Raw genomic sequence first — 20,502 nt, 5'->3', positions numbered from 1 at the left:
AGCGACCAAAGTTCACTGCCTAAAAAATCATCCAGAGAAAAGTAGCTAAAACACTTTTTCGATCTCCAATTTGGTAATAAGATATATGATTGTTATGCAATTAAAGCATATATCAATATACCGGCGGGCTATATGGAACTGACATTCAGCGAAGTGACAAAGTCGTTTGGCGACCTCAACGTCATTGACCACTTCAATACGACAATCAGAACCGGAGAAATTGTGGCTCTTCTCGGGCCGTCTGGCTGCGGGAAATCGACGTTGTTGCATATGCTCGCAGGCCTTCAAACACCCTCTACCGGCACCTTGACCGCTGGTGGCAAGCGTATCGAAAAACCTTCACCACGGCGCACGCTGGTATTCCAGGAACATGCGCTGTACCCCTGGCTGACACTGGCCGGAAACGTAGCCCTCGCACTGGAATTTCAGAATACCCCTAAGCAAACAGCGTTCGCAGAGGCTCAAAAATGGCTGGCAAAGGTAGAGCTGTCTGGCTTTGAGCACTACTACCCGCATCAGGTTTCAGGTGGTATGCGACAGCGCTGTGCTCTGGCCCGGGCTTTCATCGCACGGCCTGAAGTGTTGTTGCTGGATGAACCCTTTGGCGCGCTCGATGCACTGACACGAATGACGCTGCAAAGTGTTCTGAAGGACCTGATTGAAGAAGAACGCCCTACTGTCGTGCTGGTTACCCACGATGTAGACGAAGCGCTGTATCTTGCCGACCGGGTGCTGGTATTCAGCAACCGACCTGCCATCGTGCTACGGGAAATCGAGCTTGGCCATATGCCTAAAACCCACGATTTATCAGCCTTTGCCGATATCCGGCGTGATGTGCTGAACAAGTTGGGGATCGACACTGACACAACATCGGCTCACGCCGAAGAAACAGGAGAAACTGTATGATTCGCTGGTTTATGACATCCGTTCTGGCACTGGCACTGGCAGTACCTGCGTCGGCGAAAGAAGAATTTCGCGTGGGCTATGTCCGTGTAATGGACGATGCCCAGGCCATGCTCGCGCACGAAGCGGGCCTTTATGAAAAGTATGGCCTGGATGCAAAGCTGATTGAATTCAGCTCTGGCACTGATCTGATCAAGGGCATTGTTGGGGGCCAACTTGATATTGGCGTGCTGGGCTTTTCAAATGCCTTCACCTGGTCATCTCGCGGAGCCGACCTGAAAATTGTTGGCGGCGCCCAGCGTGGTTACCACTCACTGGTCGTGCGCAACGACTCCGGCATTGAAACGGTTGAAGACCTCAAGGGCCGCAACCTCGCCTCCCAGAAACAGGGCAGCACCGCCGATATCGTCCTTAAAGGCGTTATGTTGGCCAATGCCGACCTGCAGCCAGACGACCTGAATATTATGGGCGTGGCGCCGGCAGTAGCGGTTCAGTCTCTGGTGGGTGGCCGAGTCGACGCCGCCTTCCTGTTTGAACCTTATGACCGAATTGCCCAGCTGGTTGCACCAGTTAAGCAGATTTATGAAATCGGTGAAGTATGGCCCTTCCCATGTATGGTAGTGATTACCTCCGGCGATACTCTGCAAAACCGCAAAGACGTTATCTGGGCTGCGCTCGACGCCCAGCGTGACGCCATTGAAATGCTGGAAAACCAGCCTGAGAAAGCCGCTACTTACATCACCGATTACTTTATTAAAGAAGATGTTGTTAAATCCCTCAACGAAGGCGATATTCCTTCAGAAAAAGTAATCGCCCAGGCCATTCAAACCAACGATTTCAGCTCCAAACTGACCGAAGCCGATATTAACCGCATGAAAGAGCTGGCAGGCATTATGCAAAAACAAGGCATTCTTCCTGATGAGGAAGCTTTCGATGTTGACGCCTTGCTGGACCTGACCTGGCAAGAGACGCGTGAGCTTTAACTATGAGCAATAGCCAGACAATGGGCGTCGCAAGCAAGCGGGCTTATGTTGTCGCCATCGCCGTTATCCTGTTTTTCTGGCAGGTAGCGGCGTGGTTTCTGCCCGACTTTTTGATGCCGGATGTACACACAGCCATTCTCAGGTTGTGGGAGGAGCTGAACAGCGCCGAGTTCTATGAAGGGCTTGGCAACAGCATGACACGGCTCGGAGCCGGCTACGGTGCGGCACTGTTTTTCGGAATCCTGCTGGGGCTGGTTGGCGGCACGATTAATGTGGTGCGAAGCCCTCTGAAGGCGGCCATCATTATTCTGCAATCCATTCCGTCGATTGCCTGGGTGCCACTGTTCCTCATTCTGATGGGCTTCGGCAATCTACCCATTATTGTTGTTGTGGCGATTGGTGCGTTTTTCCCCACGGCTTTGAGTGTCATAAACGCCACGGAAAGCGTTGAAAAAGTGCATATTTCTGCAGCACGGGTAATGGGCGCGTCCAAACTGCAGATGCTGAAGCGCGTGTACTTCCCCGCGGTTACGCCAGAGTTGATTACCGGCGCGCAGTTGGCTTTTGGTAACGCCTGGCGCGCATTGATATCGGCGGAAATGATTGTTGGTTTCAGCGCCGGACTTGGCAAGTCCCTGGCCTACTCCGGCGAAATTGCGGATATGACCGGTGTGATGACAAACATTCTGGTTATTGCAATTTTGGCGGCGGTGATCGACCAGGTGATACTTGAGCGCATCAAGCACCGGCTACTTCGTTACCAGTATCTTTGATACGGGAATACATCAACGGGCCTGCAAGCGGCCCGTGATGATTTTCAACCCCTTGATTTCCTGCCCCTATACTCTTGCCTTCGTTTAGCCGACTGACTTGACAGAATCACGGTTCGTCACCTTTACTAAGATCCGTACCAGGCATGTCGAGCTTAAGCTCAAACGGTCGATTTTTGACATCGATAGACAATAAAAATAAACAACAATCGCCAGTGTCTGAACCACTGGTCTGACAGGGGTGCTTGCAGTGACCGATCACGTCCGGGAAGAGGCCGCTATTCTGGAAACCCGTGGCCTCACCAAAGACTTCAAGGGCTTCACCGCCATCAAAGACATCAATCTCAGCGTCCAGACCGGCTCGATACACGCCTTGATAGGCCCCAACGGGGCGGGCAAGACCACCTTTTTCAATCTGCTGACCAAGTTCCTGACGCCGACATCCGGCCAGATTATCTATGACGGCCAGGACATCACCCACGCCAAGCCGGCAGGCATCGCCCAGCTCGGTCTGGTTCGCTCGTTTCAGATCTCTGCCGTGTTTCCCCACTTGTCAGCCAGAGAAAACGTTCGCATTGCTCTGCAACGGAAACTGCAGGTGTCCTACCACTTCTGGCGCCCGCTGCAAATTCTCGACCAGCTCAACGAGAAGGCCCAGGCGACGCTGGAGCAGGTCGGTCTTGGCAAGTTTGGAGACGTAAACGCGGTTGAACTGCCTTACGGACAAAAAAGGGCACTGGAAATAGCCACCACCATTGCGCTGGAACCCAGGTTGATGTTGCTGGATGAGCCCACACAAGGCATGAGTGCGGAAGATGTGAGCACGGTGACCGATCTGATCAAACGTGTGGTCGAGGGCAGGACTATTGTCATGGTTGAGCACAACCTGAATGTGGTATCAACGCTCGCTGACCAGATCACCGTGCTGAACCGGGGCGAAATCCTTGCAGAAGGCAATTACGAAGAGATTTCCAATAATCCCGAGGTGATGGAAGCCTATATGGGCACGACTGATGCAGCCTGACCAGAACCCGGAATTACTGCGGATTGAGAACCTGCACGCCTGGTACGGCGAGTCCCATATACTCCATGGCCTGAACCTGACACTACGGGAGGGTGAAGTCATTACCCTGCTAGGCCGAAACGGGTCCGGCCGAACGACAACCCTGAAAGCCATACTCGGGCTGGTCAGTAAACGCACCGGCTCCATCAAAATCCACGGCACCGAAATCATCAATATGCCGACACACCGGATTGCCCACGTGGGCAAGCTGGGGTATTGCCCGGAAGAACGAGGCATTTTTGCCTCCCTGAACGTGGATGAAAATCTCGAATTGCCCCCGGTAGTCGCCAAAGGTGGGCTGTCGGTGGACGAAATCTACACCATGTTTCCCAACCTGAAAGAACGCCGTAAAAGCCAGGGATCCAAGCTCTCCGGCGGCGAGCAGCAGATGCTGGCGATTGCCCGAATCCTGCGTACTGGTGCCACCCTTCTGCTCCTGGACGAGATTACCGAGGGGCTTGCCCCGGTCATCCTGAAAACTCTGGGTAATGTCATTCGCAAACTGAGAGAAAGAGGCTTCACGATCATTCTGGTAGAACAGAATTTTCACTTTGCCGCACCTTTGGCCGATCGGCACTACGTGATCGAGCACGGTCAGGTGGTAGAACAGATTGATGCGGCCGACCTTGAGGCCAAAAAAGAGCAGTTGAACAGACACCTGAGTGTCTGAGTCTGTGGGCCTGGACCCCGCCTTCGTGGATCCGACCCGATATCTAATAACAAAAGGAATCCCACTATGTTCAAGCACTGGAAACAAGGACTGGTCGTTGCGGTGGCTGCGGCGTCTCTCACATTACCTCTTACCGCAGCCGGAGCTTTGTCTGACGACAAGGTCAAGATCGGAGTACTCAGTGACATGTCGGGGGTCTACAAGTCCCTGGAGGGACCCGGTGCCGTTATCGCGGCTAAAATGGCCATCGAAGACTTTGGCGGTTCGGTCATGGGCAAATCCATTGAGTTGATCTCAGCAGACCATCAGAACAAACCGGATATTGGCGCCAGCACCGCACGGGAATGGATCGACGCCAAAGAGGTGGACATGATCACGGCCCTGGACAACTCCTCAGTCGCGCTTTCAGTGCAGGGCCTCGCCAAGGACAAGAAAATCATCACCATGAATACCGGGGCCGGTTCCACCGCACTGACCGAAGAACAGTGCTCGCCCTATGGCATTCACTATGTCTACGATACCCATGCCCTGCCGGTGGGCACAGCCACCGCGATGGTTAAAAATGGCGGCAAGAAATGGTTCTTTATCACTGCGGACTATGCCTTCGGGCACTCACTACGGGATAACACGGGTGCGGTAGTGAAAAGCATGGGGGGCGAGGTGGTCGGCAATGTCAACGCACCGCTTTCCACCAATGACTTCTCGTCCTATCTGCTGCAGGCCCAATCCTCCGGTGCCGACGTGATCGGGCTGGCCAATGCCGGCCAGGATACGGTCAATGCCATCAAGCAGGCCAATCAGTTCCGCATCGTCCAGAGTGGTCAGAAACTGGCTGGCATGCTGGTGTTTCTAACCGATGTGCACAGTATGGGTCTCGACATTGCTCAGGGTCTCCAATTTACCACCGCCTTTGTCTGGAACCAGGATGAGGAAACCAAAGCTTGGTCCAATCGATTCAATGAGCGTCATGGTGCCATGCCAACGATGGTCCAGGCGGGTGTTTATTCGGCAGTGACCAACTACCTGAAAGCGGTCAAGGAAGCCGGAACGGACGATACCGAGACAGTTCGCGCCAAACTCGGAGAAATGACCCTGAACGACATGTTCGTGAAGGGTGGCAAAATTGCCCCCAACGGCTCCATGTTGCACGACATGTACCTGGTGGAGGTGAAAAAGCCCTCGGAATCAAAAAGCGAGTGGGACCTGCTGAACGTAGTCTCAAAGATTCCCGCGGATCAGGCCTACATCTCAATGGCAGACACCAAATGTTCGCTGGTGAATTAACACACCGTTTGACAACCACTTAAAGGGAGACAGCCAAGGTGTCGATACAGGTCATTCTGGCCCAGGCGCTGCTTGGGCTTAATGTCGGTGTGTTTTACGCCATGTTGAGCCTCGGGCTTGCGGTGATATTCGGACTGTTGAACATCATCAACTTTGCCCATGGCGCGATGTATATGCTCGGTGCCTTTATCGCATTGATTGGCTACTCTTTTCTGGAGCAGTGGTTCGGTGTCAGCGTCCAGATTGGCTTCTGGGCATCACTGATTCTGGTGCCATTGCTTGTCGGCCTGCTGGGGGTGCTCATTGAGCGCCTCCTGCTCCGACGCCTGTACGAACTGGATCACATATACGGGCTGCTTCTGACCTTCGGAATCACTCTGATTCTTCAAGGTTTGTTCTCCAACTACTTCAACGTCTCTGGCACCCCCTACCCGGGGCAGCCGGAGAGCCTCAGTGGGGTGGTGAATCTTGGTTTCATGTATTTTCCCACCTATCGCCTGTTCGCCATCGTGGTGTCGCTCGTGGTGTGTTTTGCCACCTGGTTCTTCATTGAGCACACCAAGCTCGGTTCGCGACTGCGGGCTGGTGTCGAAAACCCGGATCTGACCCAGGCGTTTGGCCTCAATGTTCCGCTGATGGTTACCCTGACCTTTGCCTTCGGCGCCGGCCTGGCGGGGCTGGCCGGGGTACTGGCCGCACCGATTTACTCGGTTAGCCCCTTGATGGGGGCTGACCTGATCATCGTGGTGTTCGCAGTTGTGGTTATCGGCGGCATGGGCTCCATCATGGGCGCGATTCTCTCCGGTCTTGCACTTGGCCTCATCGAAGGGCTGACCAAGGTGTTCTACCCACCCGCCGCCAGCACCGTCATTTTCTTCCTGATGGTGCTGGTGCTGCTATTCCGTCCGGCGGGACTGTTCGGTAAGGAGAAGTGAGCCACTCATGACCAATCGTATCCTGTTTATTCTGATGCTTGTTGCCGGTCTGACCGCACCGTTCTTCGCCTACCCGGTGTTTGTCATGGATCTGCTGTGCTTCGCGCTGTTTGCGTGTGCCTTTAACCTGTTACTGGGCTATGCCGGACTCTTGTCGTTTGGCCACGCTGCTTTTTTCGGCGGAGCGGCCTACATCACGGGGTATGTCACCAAGGAATGGGGCTTTTCGCCGCTACTCGGTATATTGGCGGGAACCGGATTTACCATGGTTCTCGGCGGCATTTTTGGCTTCCTGGCGATTCGCCGGCAAGGCATCTATTTCGCCATGGTCACCCTGGCGCTGGCACAGATCATCTATTTTCTGGCGCTGCAGATGCCGTTTACCGGCGGCGAGAACGGCTTGCAGGGCATCCCTCGGGGCGAGCTATTCGGATTCATTGACCTCAACAACTCCCTCGCCATGTACTATTTTGTGTTCGCTATTTTCCTGGTCGGGTTCGGCATTATCTACCGCACCATTTATTCGCCGTTTGGTGTGGTACTTGATGCCATCCGGGAGAACGAATCCCGCGCCCTGTCACTGGGGTATGACGTAGATCGCTTCAAGCTGCTGGCCTTCATTATCTCCGCTACGATTGCCGGACTGGCCGGAGCCACCAAGGCGATCGTGTTCCAGTTTGCCGCACTCACCAACGCCCATTGGCAAACCTCCGGTGAGGTCATTCTGATGACCCTCGTAGGTGGGCTGGGCACCGTATTTGGTCCGGTCGTTGGCGCCATCACCGTCGGTGCCCTCAGTCACGAACTCTCAGCCTTCGGCTCTTGGGTGCAGGTGATTCTGGGTACTATCTTTGTGGTTTGTGTGATGGTGTTCCGGCGAGGCATCGTCGGTGAGATCCAGCGACTGGTCAGCCGTAAACAGAATTAAGGATTAAGCATTATGCGTATTATTTCCGCACAGGAGGTGGCTGGTGCGCTGGCATGGCCGGCACTGATCGAACGCCTCGCCAATACGTTCCGCCATGGCGTGGAAGCGCCACCACGACACCATCACGCCATGCATCGGCCGGATGGCGAGGCTACCATGCTGCTAATGCCCGCCTGGGAACAGGCGGGCTATATCGGTATGAAAATGGTCAACGTGTTTCCGCAAAATGCCAACGCCGGCCTGCCAGCCATCTCCGGTCTTTATATTCTGTGCGAAGGCCAGCACGGCACACCTCTGGCCTGCATTGATGGCAGCGCGCTGACCAGCCGACGCACTGCAGCAGCTTCTGCCCTGGCGGCTCGTGAGCTGTCGCGACAAGACGCCTCATCACTGTTGGTGGTCGGCACCGGCAAGCTGGCTCCCATGCTGATCGAGGCCCACTCAACGGTGCGCCCTATCCGCAAGGTGCGGATCTGGGGTCGTAATCCGGACAAGTCCGCAGCGCTGGCTGAACGTTTTCGCGACCGCTTTGATTGTGAGTCGGTGAATGACCTGGAAACCGCTGTCCCCGAAGCCGACATCATCAGTTGCGCAACCCTGTCAACCGAACCACTGGTCCGGGGGGAATGGCTGCAGCCCGGTAGCCATCTTGATCTGGTGGGCGCGTTCCGGCCAACCATGCGGGAAACCGACAGTCAGTGCCTGGTCCGTAGCGAAGTATTCGTGGATACTTACGCCGGTGCCATGGGCGAAGCCGGAGACCTGCTGCAGGCCATCAATGAGGGTGCGTTCAATGAAACCAGTCTGCGCGCCGAACTGGCGGAATTGCTTAGGGGCGACAAGCCCGGGCGCACGAATGACGAGGCCATAACTCTGTTCAAATCCGTGGGCGCCTCGCTCGAAGATCTCGCCGCCGCCATCGAAATATGGGAAACCCTGGAAAATAACTAGCAGAGTCAACCCGCCTCGCTCCGGAGCCCACCTTCAATCGCCTCACTGACCAGCCAGCGGCGCAGTATCTGAATACCGCGCTCCTGCCTGCGACTGGTTTTCCATGCGAAATAGAACTTGTCCCCGGTAACCAGTGGATGACAAGGCAGGCGCACGAATTCCTCAGAGTCCTTGCGGGTACTCAACATGTAATCGTTGGTCAGCGCTATGCCCTGGTGAAAACGCGCGGCTTCCAGGGCCAGCAGCATGTGGCTGAAATGCTGAACGCGAGCACCGGAAGGAATCGTTTCGCCCATCGTTTGATACCAGGCTTCCCAATCACCCGCGGCTTTGTCGTAAATGCTGTGGGTGGATAACAGGGGAAAGCGGGCTATCTCCGCTGTGGTCATGGCGGGCTCATCGCGCCCTGTTACATCTGTTTCCTGCCCCAGTTCCCGGCGGATGCGCTGCCAATAATCCTGACTGCACACGGGAAAAAGCCGTTCCACGTACAAGAGTTCGTAACTGTAGGCCGGTGAGTCTCTGTGAATGGTGATAAAACAGTCCGCTACCCGGTCTGACAACACCGGGTTTTCGCTGCTCATTTCCAGCGCCAGCTCTACCTGGGGGTGCAATCGCTGCAAATCCGGTAAGCGGGGCACGAGCCAGCGCACGGCGAAGGAACTGAACAATGACAACCGCAGCCGGGACTCTTCATGCCCCAGCACTTGCTCACTGGCCCGCTCGATCTGGAGCAAAGCGGTGCTGATGGCATCCAGATACTGGCGGCCTTCGTCGGTCAGCGCAAGCGTGCGACCACTGCGCCAGAACAGCTTTTCACCCAGATAGGTTTCCAGCTGTTTGATTTGATGGCTCACCGCGCTTTGGCTCACCGCGAGCTCCTGGGCAGCCATGGAAAAGCTGTTGAGGCGGGCAACCGCTTCGAATACGGGTAAGGCTTTTAGAGGCGGTAGTTTCATTATCTGTTTTTCTAATACCTAATCAATAAACATCATTTTATCGGATATTAAAACGCAAATAGACTAGTACTGCCACTTTCTTCGTGTGCGCTTTATTCACAGACAGTTATCAGGAAAACGACATGGCGGGCAAAACCGTAAACAGTGCAATTCTTCTGCTTGTGCTTGGCAACGCCATGGCTCTGGTCTCGGACGTTTTTATCAAGCTTATGGAACCGGGCGCGCCGATTTTCCAGTTCGCGTTCGTGCGCTGCATGCTCACGCTTGTGCTCCTGCTGCCACTGGCGCGTAAGATCGACCGGAACAACCTGTTTTCCGGCATCAAAATACACGCGATGCGAGCGCACATTCATCTGGTGGGCCTCCTGTGCATGATCGTGGCCCTGAGTAACCTGCCCCTGGCCACAGCCAACGCAGTGTTTTACGCAGCGCCGATTCTGGTGATGGTGTTTTCGGTGGTCATCTTCCGGGAATCCCTCACACCACTGAGTGTGTTTGCGGTATTCAGTGGTTTTGCCGGCATCATCGTTATCCTGCGCCCGGTAGAGTTCAACTGGGCTGCCATAGCGGCTCTGGGGTCCGCGCTTACGCTGGCTGTTAACGCCGTGATGGTTCGCAAGCTGCCGAAAAATCAGACGACCGTGCATAAGCTGTTTCTCAACTACTTGCTGGTTATTCCTGCGTCTGCATTGCTTGCGATTTGGGAGTGGCAACAGGGTGCCTCTTGGCATCCGGAAATCCTGCTCACCGCAGCCGGTTCTGCAGTGTTTATTCTCGGCTACAACATCACCGTGTTACTGGCCTATCGACAGGTCGATGCAAACCAAGTGACCAGCGCCGAATACACAGGGCTGATCTGGGCTGTGGCTATTGGCTGGATCTGGTTTAACGAGGTACCGGACTGGTGGTTCCTGGTGGGCAGTATGATGGTTGTGGTGCCGTTGGTGCTGATTGGCCTGAACCAGCGCCGCAAGTCACCTCCCAGAGGGTTTAATCCCGCCGCCCGAGAGGAGTCCCGAGTCGCTTCGGTGGAGGCCTGACGCAGTAGGGGAAGAAACACCTCCCGAAACACGCTGTAAATACGTCCGTGTACGCTTGGCTCCGCCATCCATGGCTCCGCACAGTTTCGGGAGGTGTTTCTTCCCCTACTGCTTGTTTGGTGCTGCGTACCCGGCTTAAGAGTCTGCTTTCAAGATCGCTTCTATTGAGAATGTGTGTGTGCACTCATCACCCAGTGCACGCAAAGACTCTGCAAGCCTAAGCAGGTATTCGGAGTTTGGGCCGCTAGGGCCAACGGCTGAAGCAATCTGACGGGCGATCTCAGCTTCCGGAGCATGGCCAAGGAACGCCTCGTTATCCTCAGTAGCAATGTAAACCAGGCCCTCACCATGACTGCCGTTATCGAACGTCAGAGTTGTGGTGAATCGCAGATAGCCATTCTTTTCCCGTACATCCAGATATTCAAACACTTTCGGTGATACCCGGAACGCCATGCCTTTGCATTGGGCTCCCGGTTGTTCAATCAATGTCACCACTCGGCCCGGTGCTTCCGGAGTGCCACGGTGGTCATGAGACCCTTGCCAGAACCGGCGTGCCCAGCCCTGGATAGAAGCGGGGCGTTGTTCCAGAAACGGGAAATCCACTTTGTAGATCAACGAGCCATAACCAAACAACCAGATCGAGTCGATACCGGAGAAATCCTGCCGGTTTCGGTTGTGCTCTGTGGTGTCGTTGGACATCGCGCCTCCTTAGGCTCCTATCAGACCCGTGCTGGAGATAAAGCCGGTAATGCCTGTCAGAACAATTTCTGCGGCCATGGCCGAGAGTACCAGGCCGCTGATTTTGGAGAGGATGTTGAGGCCGGTTTTACCCAGGGCCTTTTCCAGATACCCGGACAGATGCAGCAAGATACCCAGAATCAGCAGGCCAGATAGCAACCCCAGCAGGCCTCCGGCAACTTCCGGTACCTTCTTGAGCTCAGCACCGTAAACCAGAATAGCACCGATGGTGGCGGGGCCGATCATCACCGGGACTGCCAACGGCACCACAGCGATGTCATCGCGCTCTTCCTCTGGCAGACCGGTGGCGTGGTTGCGGGTGCCGCTGGTGACGAGGCTGATGGCGGTCAGAAACAGCAGCGTGCCGGCACCAATGCGGAAGGAATCCAGAGTAATACCAATGGCACTGAACAGCACAGGGCCGCCAAAGAACAATATCACGCCCATAACGGAGGCAGCGATACATGCCCGGCGAATAATCGAGACTTTTTCGGCTGCGGGCAGCCCACGAGTCAAGGCGATAAACATGGATACCGCAAAGAAGGGGGCCAGCAAAAACAGGAAGCGGATCGTACTGTTGATATACGTACTGAAAAACATCTCGAACATCGAAAAAAATCCTGGCGGGTGCAAAAACGCGAAGCATAACGCCTTATCCGGATATCCGCCGTACGCAACAGAACGTATGGCAGGCAAAGTCTTGAACTTGCACTAGGATGTAGGTAGCTCACTTTTGTTTCATTGGTCCAAACAGAGGGTGTTTGCATCATGCAGATTGGTATTCCGAAAGAGATATTTACAGACGAGAGACGGGTTGCAGCGACACCACCATCGGTGCACAAGCTGATTGCCCTGGGCTACGAAGTCGCGGTTGAGTCCGGCGCGGGCGAAGCGGCGCACTATCGTGATGAAGCCTATGAGGCCGTTGGCGCGACCATTGCCGCAGATGCCCACTCGTTGTGGAGCGACGCGGATTTCATCCTGAAGGTTCGTGCGCCCATGGATAACCCGGCGCTGGGCAAGCACGAAGCCGATCTGATGAAGGAAGGTGGCTTTCTCATCAGCTATATCTGGCCCGCCCAGAACTCTGAACTTCTGAGTAAACTTGCGGCCCGAAAAATCACCACATTCGCCATCGACAGCCTGCCCCGAATCAGCCGCGCCCAGAAAATGGATGCACTGAGCGCCATGGCCAACATCGCCGGATACCGCGCTGTGGTGGAGGCGGCCAATCACTTCGGGCGCTTTTTCACCGGCCAGATAACGGCAGCAGGCAAGGTGCCGCCAGCCAAGGTAATGGTTATCGGGGCTGGTGTAGCAGGGCTTGCGGCGGTGGGCGCAGCTAACAGCCTGGGGGCTATCGTGCGGGCGTTTGATACCCGGCTGGAAGTGAAGGAACAGATTGAAAGCATGGGTGCCGAATTTCTGCAGCTGGATTTTGGTGAAGAAGAAGGCAGCGGCACCGGTGGTTATGCAAAACAGATGAGCGATGAGTTCATCAAGGCGGAAATGGCCCTGTTTGCCGAACAGGCCAAAGAAGTGGACATCATCATCACCACGGCTCTGATTCCCGGCAAGCCGGCGCCCAAGCTGATCACTGCCGAGATGGTGAAATCCATGAAACCCGGCAGTGTGATTGTCGATCTGGCGTCGGAGCGTGGCGGCAACTGCGAACTCACCGAACCCGGTAAAATTGTCGAGCAGCACGACGTCACATTGATTGGCTACACGGATCTGCCCAGCCGCATGGCCAAGGTGGCCAGTGATCTGTACGCCACCAACCTGTTTCACCTGATGACTGAACTGACGCCAGAGAAAGACGGCCAGCCCCAGGTGAATATGGAAGATGACGTAATTCGGGGTCTTACAGTTGTGCTGGATCAGGATGTGACCTGGCCACCACCACAGCCGCAGGCGCCAACCAGCCCCAAACCCGCACCGGGTACAGAAGAGCCCTCAGCCGAACAGAAAGCAGCCGCGCACAAAGAATCTCAACGCCGCAGTCTGATTGGCAAGGGCGCCGTTCTGATCGTCACCCTTGCGGCTCTGTATGGCGTTGGTGCTCACGCACCTGAAAGCTTCCTGCGCCACTTCACAGTGTTTGTGCTGGCTTGTTTTATTGGCTGGCAGGTTGTCTGGAACGTAACCGCCTCCCTGCATACGCCCCTGATGAGTGTCACCAACGCCATCAGCGGCATTATCGTGATTGGTGCGATGTTGCACCTGGCCCAGGCAGAAAACGTCGCGGTCGGAATCATGGCGTTTGTGGCGGTGCTGATTGCCAGCATCAACGTAGGGGGTGGCTTCCGGGTTACCCATCGCATGCTCAAAATGTTCCGCAGATAGGAGGCGACTGCCATGAGTACAGGACTCGTCAGTGTGGCCTACGTGGTCGCCAGTGTATTGTTTATTCTCAGCCTCGGAGGCTTGAGCCATCAGGAATCGGCGCGCCGGGGCAACCTTTACGGGGTTGCCGGCATTCTCATCGCACTGCTGGCAACCATGGCCAGTGTCAGTGACAGCGGGCTCGTCGCCATCGTGATCGCGGTGTTGGCTGGCGCCAGTATCGGCATCGCCATCGCCAACAAGGTGGAAATGACCCAGATGCCACAGCTGGTGGCCCTGTTACACAGCTTCGTGGGCCTGGCTGCAGTATTGGTTGGCTTCACCGGCTACATTGAGCCGCTGGCTCACACCACAGGTGCCGAGCACACCATCAAACTGGTGGAAGTGTTTGTGGGTATCTTTATTGGCGCCATCACCTTCACCGGTTCGCTGGTTGCCTGCGGCAAGCTTGATGGCCGTATCGACAGCAAAGCCCTCACCCTGCCCGGTCGGCACCTGATGAATCTGGCCGCGATAGCGGTATCAGTGCTGCTCGGTGCCTGGTTCCTGAATACGGACAGTATGGCGCTGGGCGTACTTGCCCTGGCGCTGATGACCGTAGTGGCCGCCGTATTGGGCATTCATCTGATCATGGCCATTGGCGGTGCCGACATGCCGGTGGTGGTGTCCATGCTCAACAGTTACTCCGGCTGGGCTGCGGCGTCCATCGGCTTCATGCTCGGCAATGACCTGTTGATCGTGACCGGCGCGCTGGTGGGCAGCAGCGGTGCCATTCTCAGTTACATCATGTGCAAGGCCATGAACCGGTCGTTTATCAGCGTTATCCTTGGCGGTTTTGGCCAGACCAGCAGCAGCTCTGCCGCAGCGGGCTCTGACGACCGGACGGCCGTGGAGACCAGCGCAGACGAAGTGTGCGAGGAACTGCGCAACGCCGACTCAGTGATTATCGTGCCGGGTTACGGCATGGCAGTGGCCCAGGCCCAGAGTGGGGTCAGCGATATGACCAAACTGCTCAGGGAACGTGGCGTGAATGTTCGTTTTGGTATTCACCCGGTCGCCGGTCGCCTGCCTGGGCACATGAACGTGCTCTTGGCAGAGGCCCATGTGCCCTACGACATCGTGCTGGAGATGGACGAAATCAACGCGGACTTCCCGACAACAGATGTGGTGCTGGTCATCGGCGCCAACGATACGGTGAACCCTGCAGCGGCCGAAGATCCGGGCAGCCCGATTGCCGGCATGCCGGTGCTCGAGGTCTGGAAGGCACGGCAGGTGGTGATTCTGAAACGGGGTATGGCAACAGGCTATTCCGGGGTGGAAAACCCACTGTTCTTCAAGGACAACGCCCGCATGCTGTTTGGTGATGCCAAAGACAGCATCGACAAACTTGTAAGCGGGTTACGGAACTGATTACTCGGCCCTCCATGGCGAAGAACCCTGGTAGGCCGCTTTCGATAACATGACCACAACCCGTGTGGTCATGTTATCGGCCCAAGAAAGACCTGCCGCCAGTTACGCCTGCCGAACCCGACTACGCTTGCCGGCAAACGGATTATTGAAACTGGAATCCTGACCTTGCAGAACCGCCTCAGGATGGTTCTTCGTCACCAGCTCCTTGACCTTGGGAATGTGATTTTTAGGCGCATCCACCATAATCAAATACTTGCCCGCTTCAATATCATCGTGAAAGGGCTTGATCCGGTAGTTTTCATTCTGAATACCACCGAAGCCAGCGACCCAGCCCCCGGCAACTACCACAAAGATAAACAGAGCTATCCAGGCAGCTGCGGGCATGTCTAAAATATTCAACAGTGCCAACGGAAGCAGGAAAGCGAGCGCCAGAATAAAACCGATGATGGCACCCCGCTCCACATAGCGGGGTAGGTCCGTGCGATCCACAATCGAGGCAGAGTGGAGCTGGTGGGTATAAAGCCCGGCCTCATCCTTGCTGAAAATATGGAAGCGCCAATTGGTGATGCCATGTTCGTGCAAGTCGTCGGAGATACCCTTTGCACTGTCAATTGAAGATACTAGATAGAACAAGCGTATCATGATGTTTCCCCTCTATCGCCAAGTGATAAAGCGTTCTCCATAATAACAATCTAGTTCAAAATCTCCGACTTTACGTAGTCTGACATTTACTCAGTAGTGTTATAAACGTAGGAAGAGACCGTGCCGTCGGGATTGAAGCGTACAACCAGATCCGTGGTTTCCGCATCGCCGAAGGCTGACCAACGATATTTGCCGTAGGTCCAGGTGCGCTTTCCGTCTTCAACACCTGTGCGCCAGGGCTCTCCGAACATTTCCTGAATCTCGGCCCGAGTGGTTTCATCCACCGTAATCTGATCGATATTGTGCGTGGAAAAGTCTTTGCCTACGGTGGCACAACCGGCAAACGCCAGCAGGCTCGCAAGCATCAAAACTGAAAGACCGTTCTTCAAAGACATTGCCTTCCCTCCTGTAAACTTCTACCCATAAAAAAACACCCCCATCATACGCTCAGGCAATGGGGGTGTGCTGTTACAGAGAGGAAATATTCTGTCCGGGCCTCAGTACAGTTTGGTGAGGGACTTGCGGGCGAAATCGTCCACTTCACCAAGCCGTCCTTCCTTCACCTTGGTGAGCCACTCGGGGTCCTGCAACAGCGCCCGACCGACAGCAATCAACTCGAACTCATGGTTGTTCATGCGTTCTACCAACTCGTCGATGCCAGACTGCTCAACCGCCTCTTGCTTGCTGGCCATGGTGCCGCTGATGAAATCTTCGGTCAGACCCACGCTGCCAACCGACATGGTGGGCTTGCCCGACAGCTTTTGCGTCCAACCCGCAAGGTTGAGGTTGGAGCCTTCGAATTCCGGCTCCCAGAAGCGACGGGTTGAGGCATGGAAAATATCCACACCGGCTTCAACCAGTGGCTTGAGGAACTGCTCGAGCTCTTCCGGGCTGTTTACGAGTTTGGCATCGTAATCCTGCTGCTTCCACTGGGAAAAGCGCAGCATAATCGGGAAATCAGGCCCCACCTGGTGACGCACCGCTGCCACAATCTCTACGACAAAGCGCAGGCGGTTTTCCATGCGACCGCCGTACTCGTCATCCCGCTGGTTCGTGCCTTCCCAGAGAAACTGGTCCAACAGATAACCGTGGGCGCCGTGAATCTCTACGCCGTCAAACCCGAGCGCTTTGGCATCCTGCGCAGCATCGGCAAACGCAGTGACTACATCTTCGATGTCCTCTTTGCTCATCGCCTTGCCATTAGGCTTGCCAGGCGCAAACAGGCCAGACGGGCTGTAGCCGGGAACAGACGGATCGGGGTCTGTGCCTTCCTTGCGCACGGCACCTACATGCCAAAGCTGCGGGAAGATAGCGCCACCGGCTTCGTGCACCGCATCTACCACATTCTTCCAGCCAGCGAGCGCCTCGTTACCGTGAAAGGCGGGCACATTCGGGTAGCCGTTGGCACCGGGATGATTCACTGTAGTGCCTTCAGTAATGACAAGCCCCACACCGGCCTCGGCGCGCCGCCGATAGTAGGCGACCACGTTCTCACCGGGAACACCGTTAGGCGAGAAGTTCCGGGTCATGGGCGCCATGGCAACCCGGTTGCGAAGCGTGAGGTTGTGAATAGCGAAAGGCTCAAACATGGGTCCAAGATTCATGGTCATCAGTAACTACTCCCTGAAAAGAATCGATGTTAGCGATTGATGTTGATTACAGTGACTCGGTAGCCTGGATAGCTACCTCACTAATTTGGTTTCTTAACGCAACTCTATTTAATCTGGTTTTAAGATGCAACCTTATTCTGTACACTTCATCTCATGGCCAGAAAACGTTTTGATGACTCCAATTGCTCCGTCGCCCGCGCACTGAATCAGGTGGGGGACTGGTGGTCGCTGCTTATAGTGCTGCACGCCATGTACGGCACCCGGCGTTTTGTGGATTTTCAGCAAGAGCTGGGTATCGCCAAGAATATCCTGTGCGACCGTCTTGCCCGGCTCGTGGATAACGGGGTGCTGAAAAAAGTGGAAGTTGGCGAACACGGCTCCCGCTTCGAGTACCGACTTACCGAAAAAGGCCGGGACCTGTTCCCGGTGGTTATTGCCCTGCGCCAATGGGGCGACAAATGGAATCCTGCACCAGATGAGGCTCCACTGGATTTGCGCGACCGGGCAACCGGGCAACCTGTCCAGACCATTCAGGTACAAAACGCAGAAGGCGAGCCCATCACGGTAAGGGACGTGTTTGTGCCTGATGCCAACCTACTCCGCAGCAAAAAAAGTTCCGCCTGACAATCCGGAAAAATACACTGCTCACCAGTTTCTTGAGTTGCGTCAATCTGACGGTTCAACGCAAATGATCCATCCGCGATTATTGCGCTATATCAAGTTTCCTATCTCTGAGGCCTTTACCCTGAGCCCAACAACGATTCAGGTTAAGGAGATAAATATGTCCCGTACGTTCAAGCTCAGTGTTATGGCAGCCGCCGTTATGGCCGTTGCACCAGCCGCTCAGGCCTTTGAAGCCGGTGATTTCATTCTGCGCGCAGGTGCTGCGCATGTGGCGCCGGATGATTCCAGCGATACGATCACTGTTGGCGGCTTACCCGCGCTAGGAACCGATGCACGTGTCGCAGTAGATTCCAATACTCAGCTCGGTATTCGCGCAACTTATATGTTTACAAGTAATATCGGTGTAGGCCTGTTGGCTGCAACTCCGTTCAAACACAACATTAGCGGCGCCGGAGACCTTGAATCAGCGGGCAAGCTTGCTGAAACCAAGCACCTGCCACCAACACTGACGTTGCAATACTTCCCGATGCACAGCTCTTCAGCACTGCAGCCTTTCGTAGGCGTAGGTGTCAACTACACGACTTTCTTTGAGGAAAAAACGACAGGCGCACTCTCCGGCCTGGACATTGAGCTGGATGACAGCGTCGGCGTCGCTGCCGAGATCGGGCTGGACTACATGCTTAGTGAAAACTTCGGTTTGAACGCCGCTATGTGGTGGGCAGACATCGATACCACGGCAAAAGTGGAAACTCTGGACGAATTTGACGTTGAAATCGATCCGATGGTCTACATGGTAGGCTTCACCTACAAGTTCTGATCCCCGAAAACGACAATGCGGAGCCGAAGCTCCGCATTGTTTGATCAGTTACCTGTCGCCGACAAGGCGTCAGGCACTCTACACACAATCTTTATGCACTCTGACGCTGGCCTGAACGTCCACGCTGACCATTGCCACTCTGGCTACGACCACCACTGCGTCCACCGGGCTTATCGCCGAAATTGCGGGGCTGGCCATCAGCCCGACCGTTTCCACCACCACTGCGGCCACGTGCCTTACTCGGATCGGCCTTGGCCTTGGGTTTGAGCGCAAGATTGTTCTTGGGCTCAAAACCTTCCACTTCCTTGCGCGGCAGCTGCTTTTTGATCAGTTTTTCGATGCCGACCAGCATCTTGAGTTCATCAGCGCTTACCAGCGACAACGCTTGGCCACTCTCACCAGCTCGACCGGTCCGGCCGATGCGGTGAACATAGTCTTCCGGCACGTTAGGCAGTTCGAAGTTAACCACCTGAGGCAACTGTTTGATATCCAGGCCACGGGCCGCGATATCAGTGGCAACCAGCACACGCACTTCCCCGGCCTTGAAGTCGGCCAGAGCGCGGGTGCGGGCACCCTGAGACTTGTTGCCGTGTATGGCTGCCGCGGTGATGCCATCTTTTTCAAGCTTCTGGGTCAGGCGGTTGGCTCCGTGTTTGGTGCGGGTAAATACCAGCACCTGTTCCCAGCTGTTATCACGCACCAGCTTGCTCAGCAGAGCAGTTTTCTGGCTCTGATCAACCGAATACACCGACTGGAGCACGCTCTCAGCCGTGGTATTTCTGACCGCCACATCAACCTGTACAGGGTTGTTCAGAAGGCCTTTAGCCAAGGCCCGAATTTCACCAGAGAAGGTGGCCGAGAACAGCAGGTTCTGGCGCTTGGCAGGCAACAACGCGAGAATTTTTGTGATATCACGGATAAAGCCCATGTCCAGCATGCGGTCGGCTTCGTCCAGTACCAGGATCTCCACTTCGTTGAAACGCACAGCATTCTGCTGATACAGATCCATCAGGCGGCCCGGTGTTGCAACGAGCACATCCACACCTTTGCGCAGCTTCATCATCTGCGGATTGATTTTCACACCACCAAACACCACAGCGGCCTTGGTAGGAACGTATTTGCTGTAAAGATTTACGCTGTCATGAACCTGCGCCGCCAGTTCACGGGTGGGCGTCAGAATCAGTGCACGTGGGCCTTTGCCGGTGCGGGGGTTCTCCGCCAGGCGCTGCAATAATGGCAGTGTAAAGCCGGCGGTTTTGCCTGTGCCCGTCTGGGCTGCAGCCATAACATCTTTGCCGGAAAGTACGGCAGGAATGGCCTGAAGCTGAATGGGGGACGGGGTGTCATAACCCTGGTCGGTAGTTGCACGGACCAGCTGCTCGGAAAGACCGAGTGAAGAAAAACTCATATATGATTAACTCTTGATTGTTCTGCCTCCACGAACACCGTTCTCGGCGAATGCGGGCAGATGCCATGAAGATTCATGGAATAAAAGACGACTACAGTCACGCGCCGGTAATCGGGGTGACGTCCTCTGACAGGTCGTATGGATGGTTCGCAAGAAGGCTTGAAGCCTGAAACTGCGGAATCCCTAGAGGCAGGATGCGACGAACCATAACAGAGGCACGGAGAATTAGCTATAAGTGATTATTGTGGCTATTAGAGACAATTCGCTGCCAGCCAGCTTCTTCGTGGCTCATGCCATTGATGTCAACCAATGGGCGGTGGAAGATGCCCGTGGTAACCCGCTCTCGGTGCGAGAGGTGTTTATGCCGGAGCACTCCGAAACCGGTGCAAAAACAATCCGCAAAAAGACCGGTTAAGCGCGA

General features: G+C 55.3%; 22 protein-coding genes. 15 read left to right on the top strand and 7 right to left on the bottom strand.

Features of this window, described 5'->3' with window-relative positions:
• The first annotated feature begins 132 nt into the window (after window positions 1–132).
• The 9 genes from ACN0V1_RS09330 to ACN0V1_RS09290 all read left to right on the top strand — a co-directional run bounded on the left by ACN0V1_RS09330 (window position 133) and on the right by ACN0V1_RS09290 (window position 8,487).
• Window positions 133–906, top strand: coding sequence for an ABC transporter ATP-binding protein (locus ACN0V1_RS09330; RefSeq protein WP_417544738.1), 774 nt, complete (start codon window positions 133–135; stop codon window positions 904–906).
• Window positions 903–1,886 carry an ABC transporter substrate-binding protein gene (locus ACN0V1_RS09325; protein WP_417544737.1) on the top strand — a complete coding sequence of 328 codons (984 nt, stop codon included), beginning with the start codon at window positions 903–905 and terminating at the stop codon, window positions 1,884–1,886. The genes ACN0V1_RS09330 and ACN0V1_RS09325 overlap by 4 nt, the downstream gene beginning before the upstream one ends.
• A gap of 2 nt (window positions 1,887–1,888) precedes the next feature.
• Window positions 1,889–2,659, top strand: a complete 771-nt coding sequence (locus tag ACN0V1_RS09320) for an ABC transporter permease (RefSeq protein ID WP_417544736.1) — start codon at window positions 1,889–1,891, stop codon at window positions 2,657–2,659.
• A gap of 247 nt (window positions 2,660–2,906) precedes the next feature.
• Complete coding sequence (locus ACN0V1_RS09315) at window positions 2,907–3,680, top strand: ABC transporter ATP-binding protein (protein ID WP_417544735.1); 774 nt, start codon at window positions 2,907–2,909, stop codon at window positions 3,678–3,680.
• Window positions 3,670–4,389 carry an ABC transporter ATP-binding protein gene (locus tag ACN0V1_RS09310; protein WP_417544734.1) on the top strand — a complete coding sequence of 240 codons (720 nt, stop codon included), beginning with the start codon at window positions 3,670–3,672 and terminating at the stop codon, window positions 4,387–4,389. Before ACN0V1_RS09315 ends, ACN0V1_RS09310 begins: the two co-directional genes overlap by 11 nt.
• 66 nt (window positions 4,390–4,455) lie before the next feature.
• On the top strand, window positions 4,456–5,673 hold the full coding sequence (locus ACN0V1_RS09305; protein ID WP_417544733.1) for an ABC transporter substrate-binding protein: 1,218 nt from the start codon (window positions 4,456–4,458) through the stop codon (window positions 5,671–5,673).
• A gap of 38 nt (window positions 5,674–5,711) precedes the next feature.
• On the top strand, window positions 5,712–6,608 hold the full coding sequence (locus ACN0V1_RS09300; protein ID WP_417544732.1) for a branched-chain amino acid ABC transporter permease: 897 nt from the start codon (window positions 5,712–5,714) through the stop codon (window positions 6,606–6,608).
• 7 nt (window positions 6,609–6,615) lie between these two features.
• Complete coding sequence (locus ACN0V1_RS09295) at window positions 6,616–7,536, top strand: branched-chain amino acid ABC transporter permease (protein WP_417544731.1); 921 nt, start codon at window positions 6,616–6,618, stop codon at window positions 7,534–7,536.
• A 12-nt stretch (window positions 7,537–7,548) separates the two neighbouring features.
• Window positions 7,549–8,487, top strand: coding sequence for an ornithine cyclodeaminase family protein (locus tag ACN0V1_RS09290; protein ID WP_417544730.1), 939 nt, complete (start codon window positions 7,549–7,551; stop codon window positions 8,485–8,487).
• 5 nt (window positions 8,488–8,492) lie between these two features.
• Here the strand turns inward: ACN0V1_RS09290 and ACN0V1_RS09285 are convergent, their stop codons facing one another.
• Window positions 8,493–9,446, bottom strand: coding sequence for a LysR family transcriptional regulator (locus tag ACN0V1_RS09285; protein ID WP_417544729.1), 954 nt, complete (start codon window positions 9,444–9,446; stop codon window positions 8,493–8,495).
• 122 nt (window positions 9,447–9,568) lie between these two features.
• On the opposite strand from ACN0V1_RS09285, the gene ACN0V1_RS09280 reads away from it, so the two are divergent.
• Window positions 9,569–10,486, top strand: coding sequence for a DMT family transporter (locus tag ACN0V1_RS09280; RefSeq protein ID WP_417544728.1), 918 nt, complete (start codon window positions 9,569–9,571; stop codon window positions 10,484–10,486).
• Window positions 10,487–10,621: 135 nt separating this feature from the next.
• Here ACN0V1_RS09280 and ACN0V1_RS09275 read toward each other — a convergent pair whose 3' ends face one another.
• Together ACN0V1_RS09275 and ACN0V1_RS09270 are read right to left on the bottom strand one after the other, a co-directional pair.
• Window positions 10,622–11,185: a gamma-glutamylcyclotransferase gene (locus ACN0V1_RS09275; RefSeq protein ID WP_417544727.1), complete on the bottom strand. Its 564-nt coding sequence runs from the start codon at window positions 11,183–11,185 to the stop codon at window positions 10,622–10,624.
• 9 nt (window positions 11,186–11,194) lie between these two features.
• On the bottom strand, window positions 11,195–11,833 hold the full coding sequence (locus ACN0V1_RS09270; RefSeq protein ID WP_417544726.1) for a MarC family protein: 639 nt from the start codon (window positions 11,831–11,833) through the stop codon (window positions 11,195–11,197).
• A 159-nt stretch (window positions 11,834–11,992) separates the two neighbouring features.
• Between ACN0V1_RS09270 and ACN0V1_RS09265 the strand changes: the two genes are divergently transcribed.
• Window positions 11,993–13,570 carry a Re/Si-specific NAD(P)(+) transhydrogenase subunit alpha gene (locus ACN0V1_RS09265; protein WP_417544725.1) on the top strand — a complete coding sequence of 526 codons (1,578 nt, stop codon included), beginning with the start codon at window positions 11,993–11,995 and terminating at the stop codon, window positions 13,568–13,570.
• Between the two features lie 12 nt (window positions 13,571–13,582).
• A complete protein-coding gene (gene pntB / locus ACN0V1_RS09260; protein WP_417544724.1) occupies window positions 13,583–14,980 on the top strand; it encodes a Re/Si-specific NAD(P)(+) transhydrogenase subunit beta in 1,398 nt (465 codons plus the stop codon).
• 102 nt (window positions 14,981–15,082) lie between these two features.
• Here the strand turns inward: pntB and ACN0V1_RS09255 are convergent, their stop codons facing one another.
• The 3 genes from ACN0V1_RS09255 to ACN0V1_RS09245 form a co-directional block, all read right to left on the bottom strand.
• Window positions 15,083–15,622, bottom strand: a complete 540-nt coding sequence (locus ACN0V1_RS09255; RefSeq protein ID WP_417544723.1) for a hypothetical protein — start codon at window positions 15,620–15,622, stop codon at window positions 15,083–15,085.
• An 86-nt stretch (window positions 15,623–15,708) separates the two neighbouring features.
• A complete protein-coding gene (gene bamE, locus ACN0V1_RS09250; protein ID WP_417544722.1) occupies window positions 15,709–16,017 on the bottom strand; it encodes an outer membrane protein assembly factor BamE domain-containing protein in 309 nt (102 codons plus the stop codon).
• A gap of 102 nt (window positions 16,018–16,119) precedes the next feature.
• Window positions 16,120–17,232, bottom strand: coding sequence for an NADH:flavin oxidoreductase (locus tag ACN0V1_RS09245; protein WP_417544721.1), 1,113 nt, complete (start codon window positions 17,230–17,232; stop codon window positions 16,120–16,122).
• 153 nt (window positions 17,233–17,385) lie between these two features.
• Here ACN0V1_RS09245 and ACN0V1_RS09240 point away from each other — a divergent pair, with 153 nt between their 5' ends.
• The gene (locus tag ACN0V1_RS09240) at window positions 17,386–17,856 is read left to right on the top strand and encodes a winged helix-turn-helix transcriptional regulator (RefSeq protein WP_417544720.1); all 471 of its coding nucleotides are present in this window, start codon (window positions 17,386–17,388) and stop codon (window positions 17,854–17,856) included.
• A gap of 157 nt (window positions 17,857–18,013) precedes the next feature.
• Window positions 18,014–18,673: an OmpW/AlkL family protein gene (locus tag ACN0V1_RS09235; RefSeq protein WP_417544719.1), complete on the top strand. Its 660-nt coding sequence runs from the start codon at window positions 18,014–18,016 to the stop codon at window positions 18,671–18,673.
• A 91-nt stretch (window positions 18,674–18,764) separates the two neighbouring features.
• Here the strand turns inward: ACN0V1_RS09235 and ACN0V1_RS09230 are convergent, their stop codons facing one another.
• Window positions 18,765–20,081 (bottom strand): DEAD/DEAH box helicase, encoded by a 1,317-nt coding sequence (locus ACN0V1_RS09230; protein WP_417544718.1) that lies wholly within the window; start codon window positions 20,079–20,081, stop codon window positions 18,765–18,767.
• A 244-nt stretch (window positions 20,082–20,325) separates the two neighbouring features.
• Between ACN0V1_RS09230 and ACN0V1_RS09225 the strand changes: the two genes are divergently transcribed.
• Window positions 20,326–20,496, top strand: a complete 171-nt coding sequence (locus ACN0V1_RS09225) for a hypothetical protein (protein WP_417544717.1) — start codon at window positions 20,326–20,328, stop codon at window positions 20,494–20,496.
• Window positions 20,497–20,502 lie beyond the last annotated feature (6 nt).

Source organism: Marinobacter sp. (genome assembly GCF_048266785.1).
Lineage (GTDB): Bacteria > Pseudomonadota > Gammaproteobacteria > Pseudomonadales > Oleiphilaceae > Marinobacter.
The sequence above is the reverse complement of the archived record's forward strand: the minus strand, read 5'-3'. Positions and strand labels throughout refer to the sequence as shown.

What these genes read in the sequence shown, in the direction of transcription:
- ACN0V1_RS09330 (WP_417544738.1), top strand. Translation starts at nt 133, where the DNA reads ATGGAACTGACATTCAGCGAAGTGACAAAGTCGTTTGGCGACCTCAAC.
- ACN0V1_RS09325 (WP_417544737.1), top strand. Translation starts at nt 903, where the DNA reads ATGATTCGCTGGTTTATGACATCCGTTCTGGCACTGGCACTGGCAGTA.
- ACN0V1_RS09320 (WP_417544736.1), top strand. Translation starts at nt 1,889, where the DNA reads ATGAGCAATAGCCAGACAATGGGCGTCGCAAGCAAGCGGGCTTATGTT.
- ACN0V1_RS09310 (WP_417544734.1), top strand. Translation starts at nt 3,670, where the DNA reads ATGCAGCCTGACCAGAACCCGGAATTACTGCGGATTGAGAACCTGCAC.
- ACN0V1_RS09305 (WP_417544733.1), top strand. Translation starts at nt 4,456, where the DNA reads ATGTTCAAGCACTGGAAACAAGGACTGGTCGTTGCGGTGGCTGCGGCG.
- ACN0V1_RS09295 (WP_417544731.1), top strand. Translation starts at nt 6,616, where the DNA reads ATGACCAATCGTATCCTGTTTATTCTGATGCTTGTTGCCGGTCTGACC.
- ACN0V1_RS09290 (WP_417544730.1), top strand. Translation starts at nt 7,549, where the DNA reads ATGCGTATTATTTCCGCACAGGAGGTGGCTGGTGCGCTGGCATGGCCG.
- ACN0V1_RS09285 (WP_417544729.1), bottom strand. Translation starts at nt 9,446, where the DNA reads ATGAAACTACCGCCTCTAAAAGCCTTACCCGTATTCGAAGCGGTTGCC.
- ACN0V1_RS09280 (WP_417544728.1), top strand. Translation starts at nt 9,569, where the DNA reads ATGGCGGGCAAAACCGTAAACAGTGCAATTCTTCTGCTTGTGCTTGGC.
- ACN0V1_RS09275 (WP_417544727.1), bottom strand. Translation starts at nt 11,185, where the DNA reads ATGTCCAACGACACCACAGAGCACAACCGAAACCGGCAGGATTTCTCC.
- ACN0V1_RS09270 (WP_417544726.1), bottom strand. Translation starts at nt 11,833, where the DNA reads ATGTTCGAGATGTTTTTCAGTACGTATATCAACAGTACGATCCGCTTC.
- ACN0V1_RS09265 (WP_417544725.1), top strand. Translation starts at nt 11,993, where the DNA reads ATGCAGATTGGTATTCCGAAAGAGATATTTACAGACGAGAGACGGGTT.
- pntB (WP_417544724.1), top strand. Translation starts at nt 13,583, where the DNA reads ATGAGTACAGGACTCGTCAGTGTGGCCTACGTGGTCGCCAGTGTATTG.
- ACN0V1_RS09255 (WP_417544723.1), bottom strand. Translation starts at nt 15,622, where the DNA reads ATGATACGCTTGTTCTATCTAGTATCTTCAATTGACAGTGCAAAGGGT.
- bamE (WP_417544722.1), bottom strand. Translation starts at nt 16,017, where the DNA reads ATGTCTTTGAAGAACGGTCTTTCAGTTTTGATGCTTGCGAGCCTGCTG.
- ACN0V1_RS09245 (WP_417544721.1), bottom strand. Translation starts at nt 17,232, where the DNA reads ATGACCATGAATCTTGGACCCATGTTTGAGCCTTTCGCTATTCACAAC.
- ACN0V1_RS09240 (WP_417544720.1), top strand. Translation starts at nt 17,386, where the DNA reads ATGGCCAGAAAACGTTTTGATGACTCCAATTGCTCCGTCGCCCGCGCA.
- ACN0V1_RS09235 (WP_417544719.1), top strand. Translation starts at nt 18,014, where the DNA reads ATGTCCCGTACGTTCAAGCTCAGTGTTATGGCAGCCGCCGTTATGGCC.
- ACN0V1_RS09230 (WP_417544718.1), bottom strand. Translation starts at nt 20,081, where the DNA reads ATGAGTTTTTCTTCACTCGGTCTTTCCGAGCAGCTGGTCCGTGCAACT.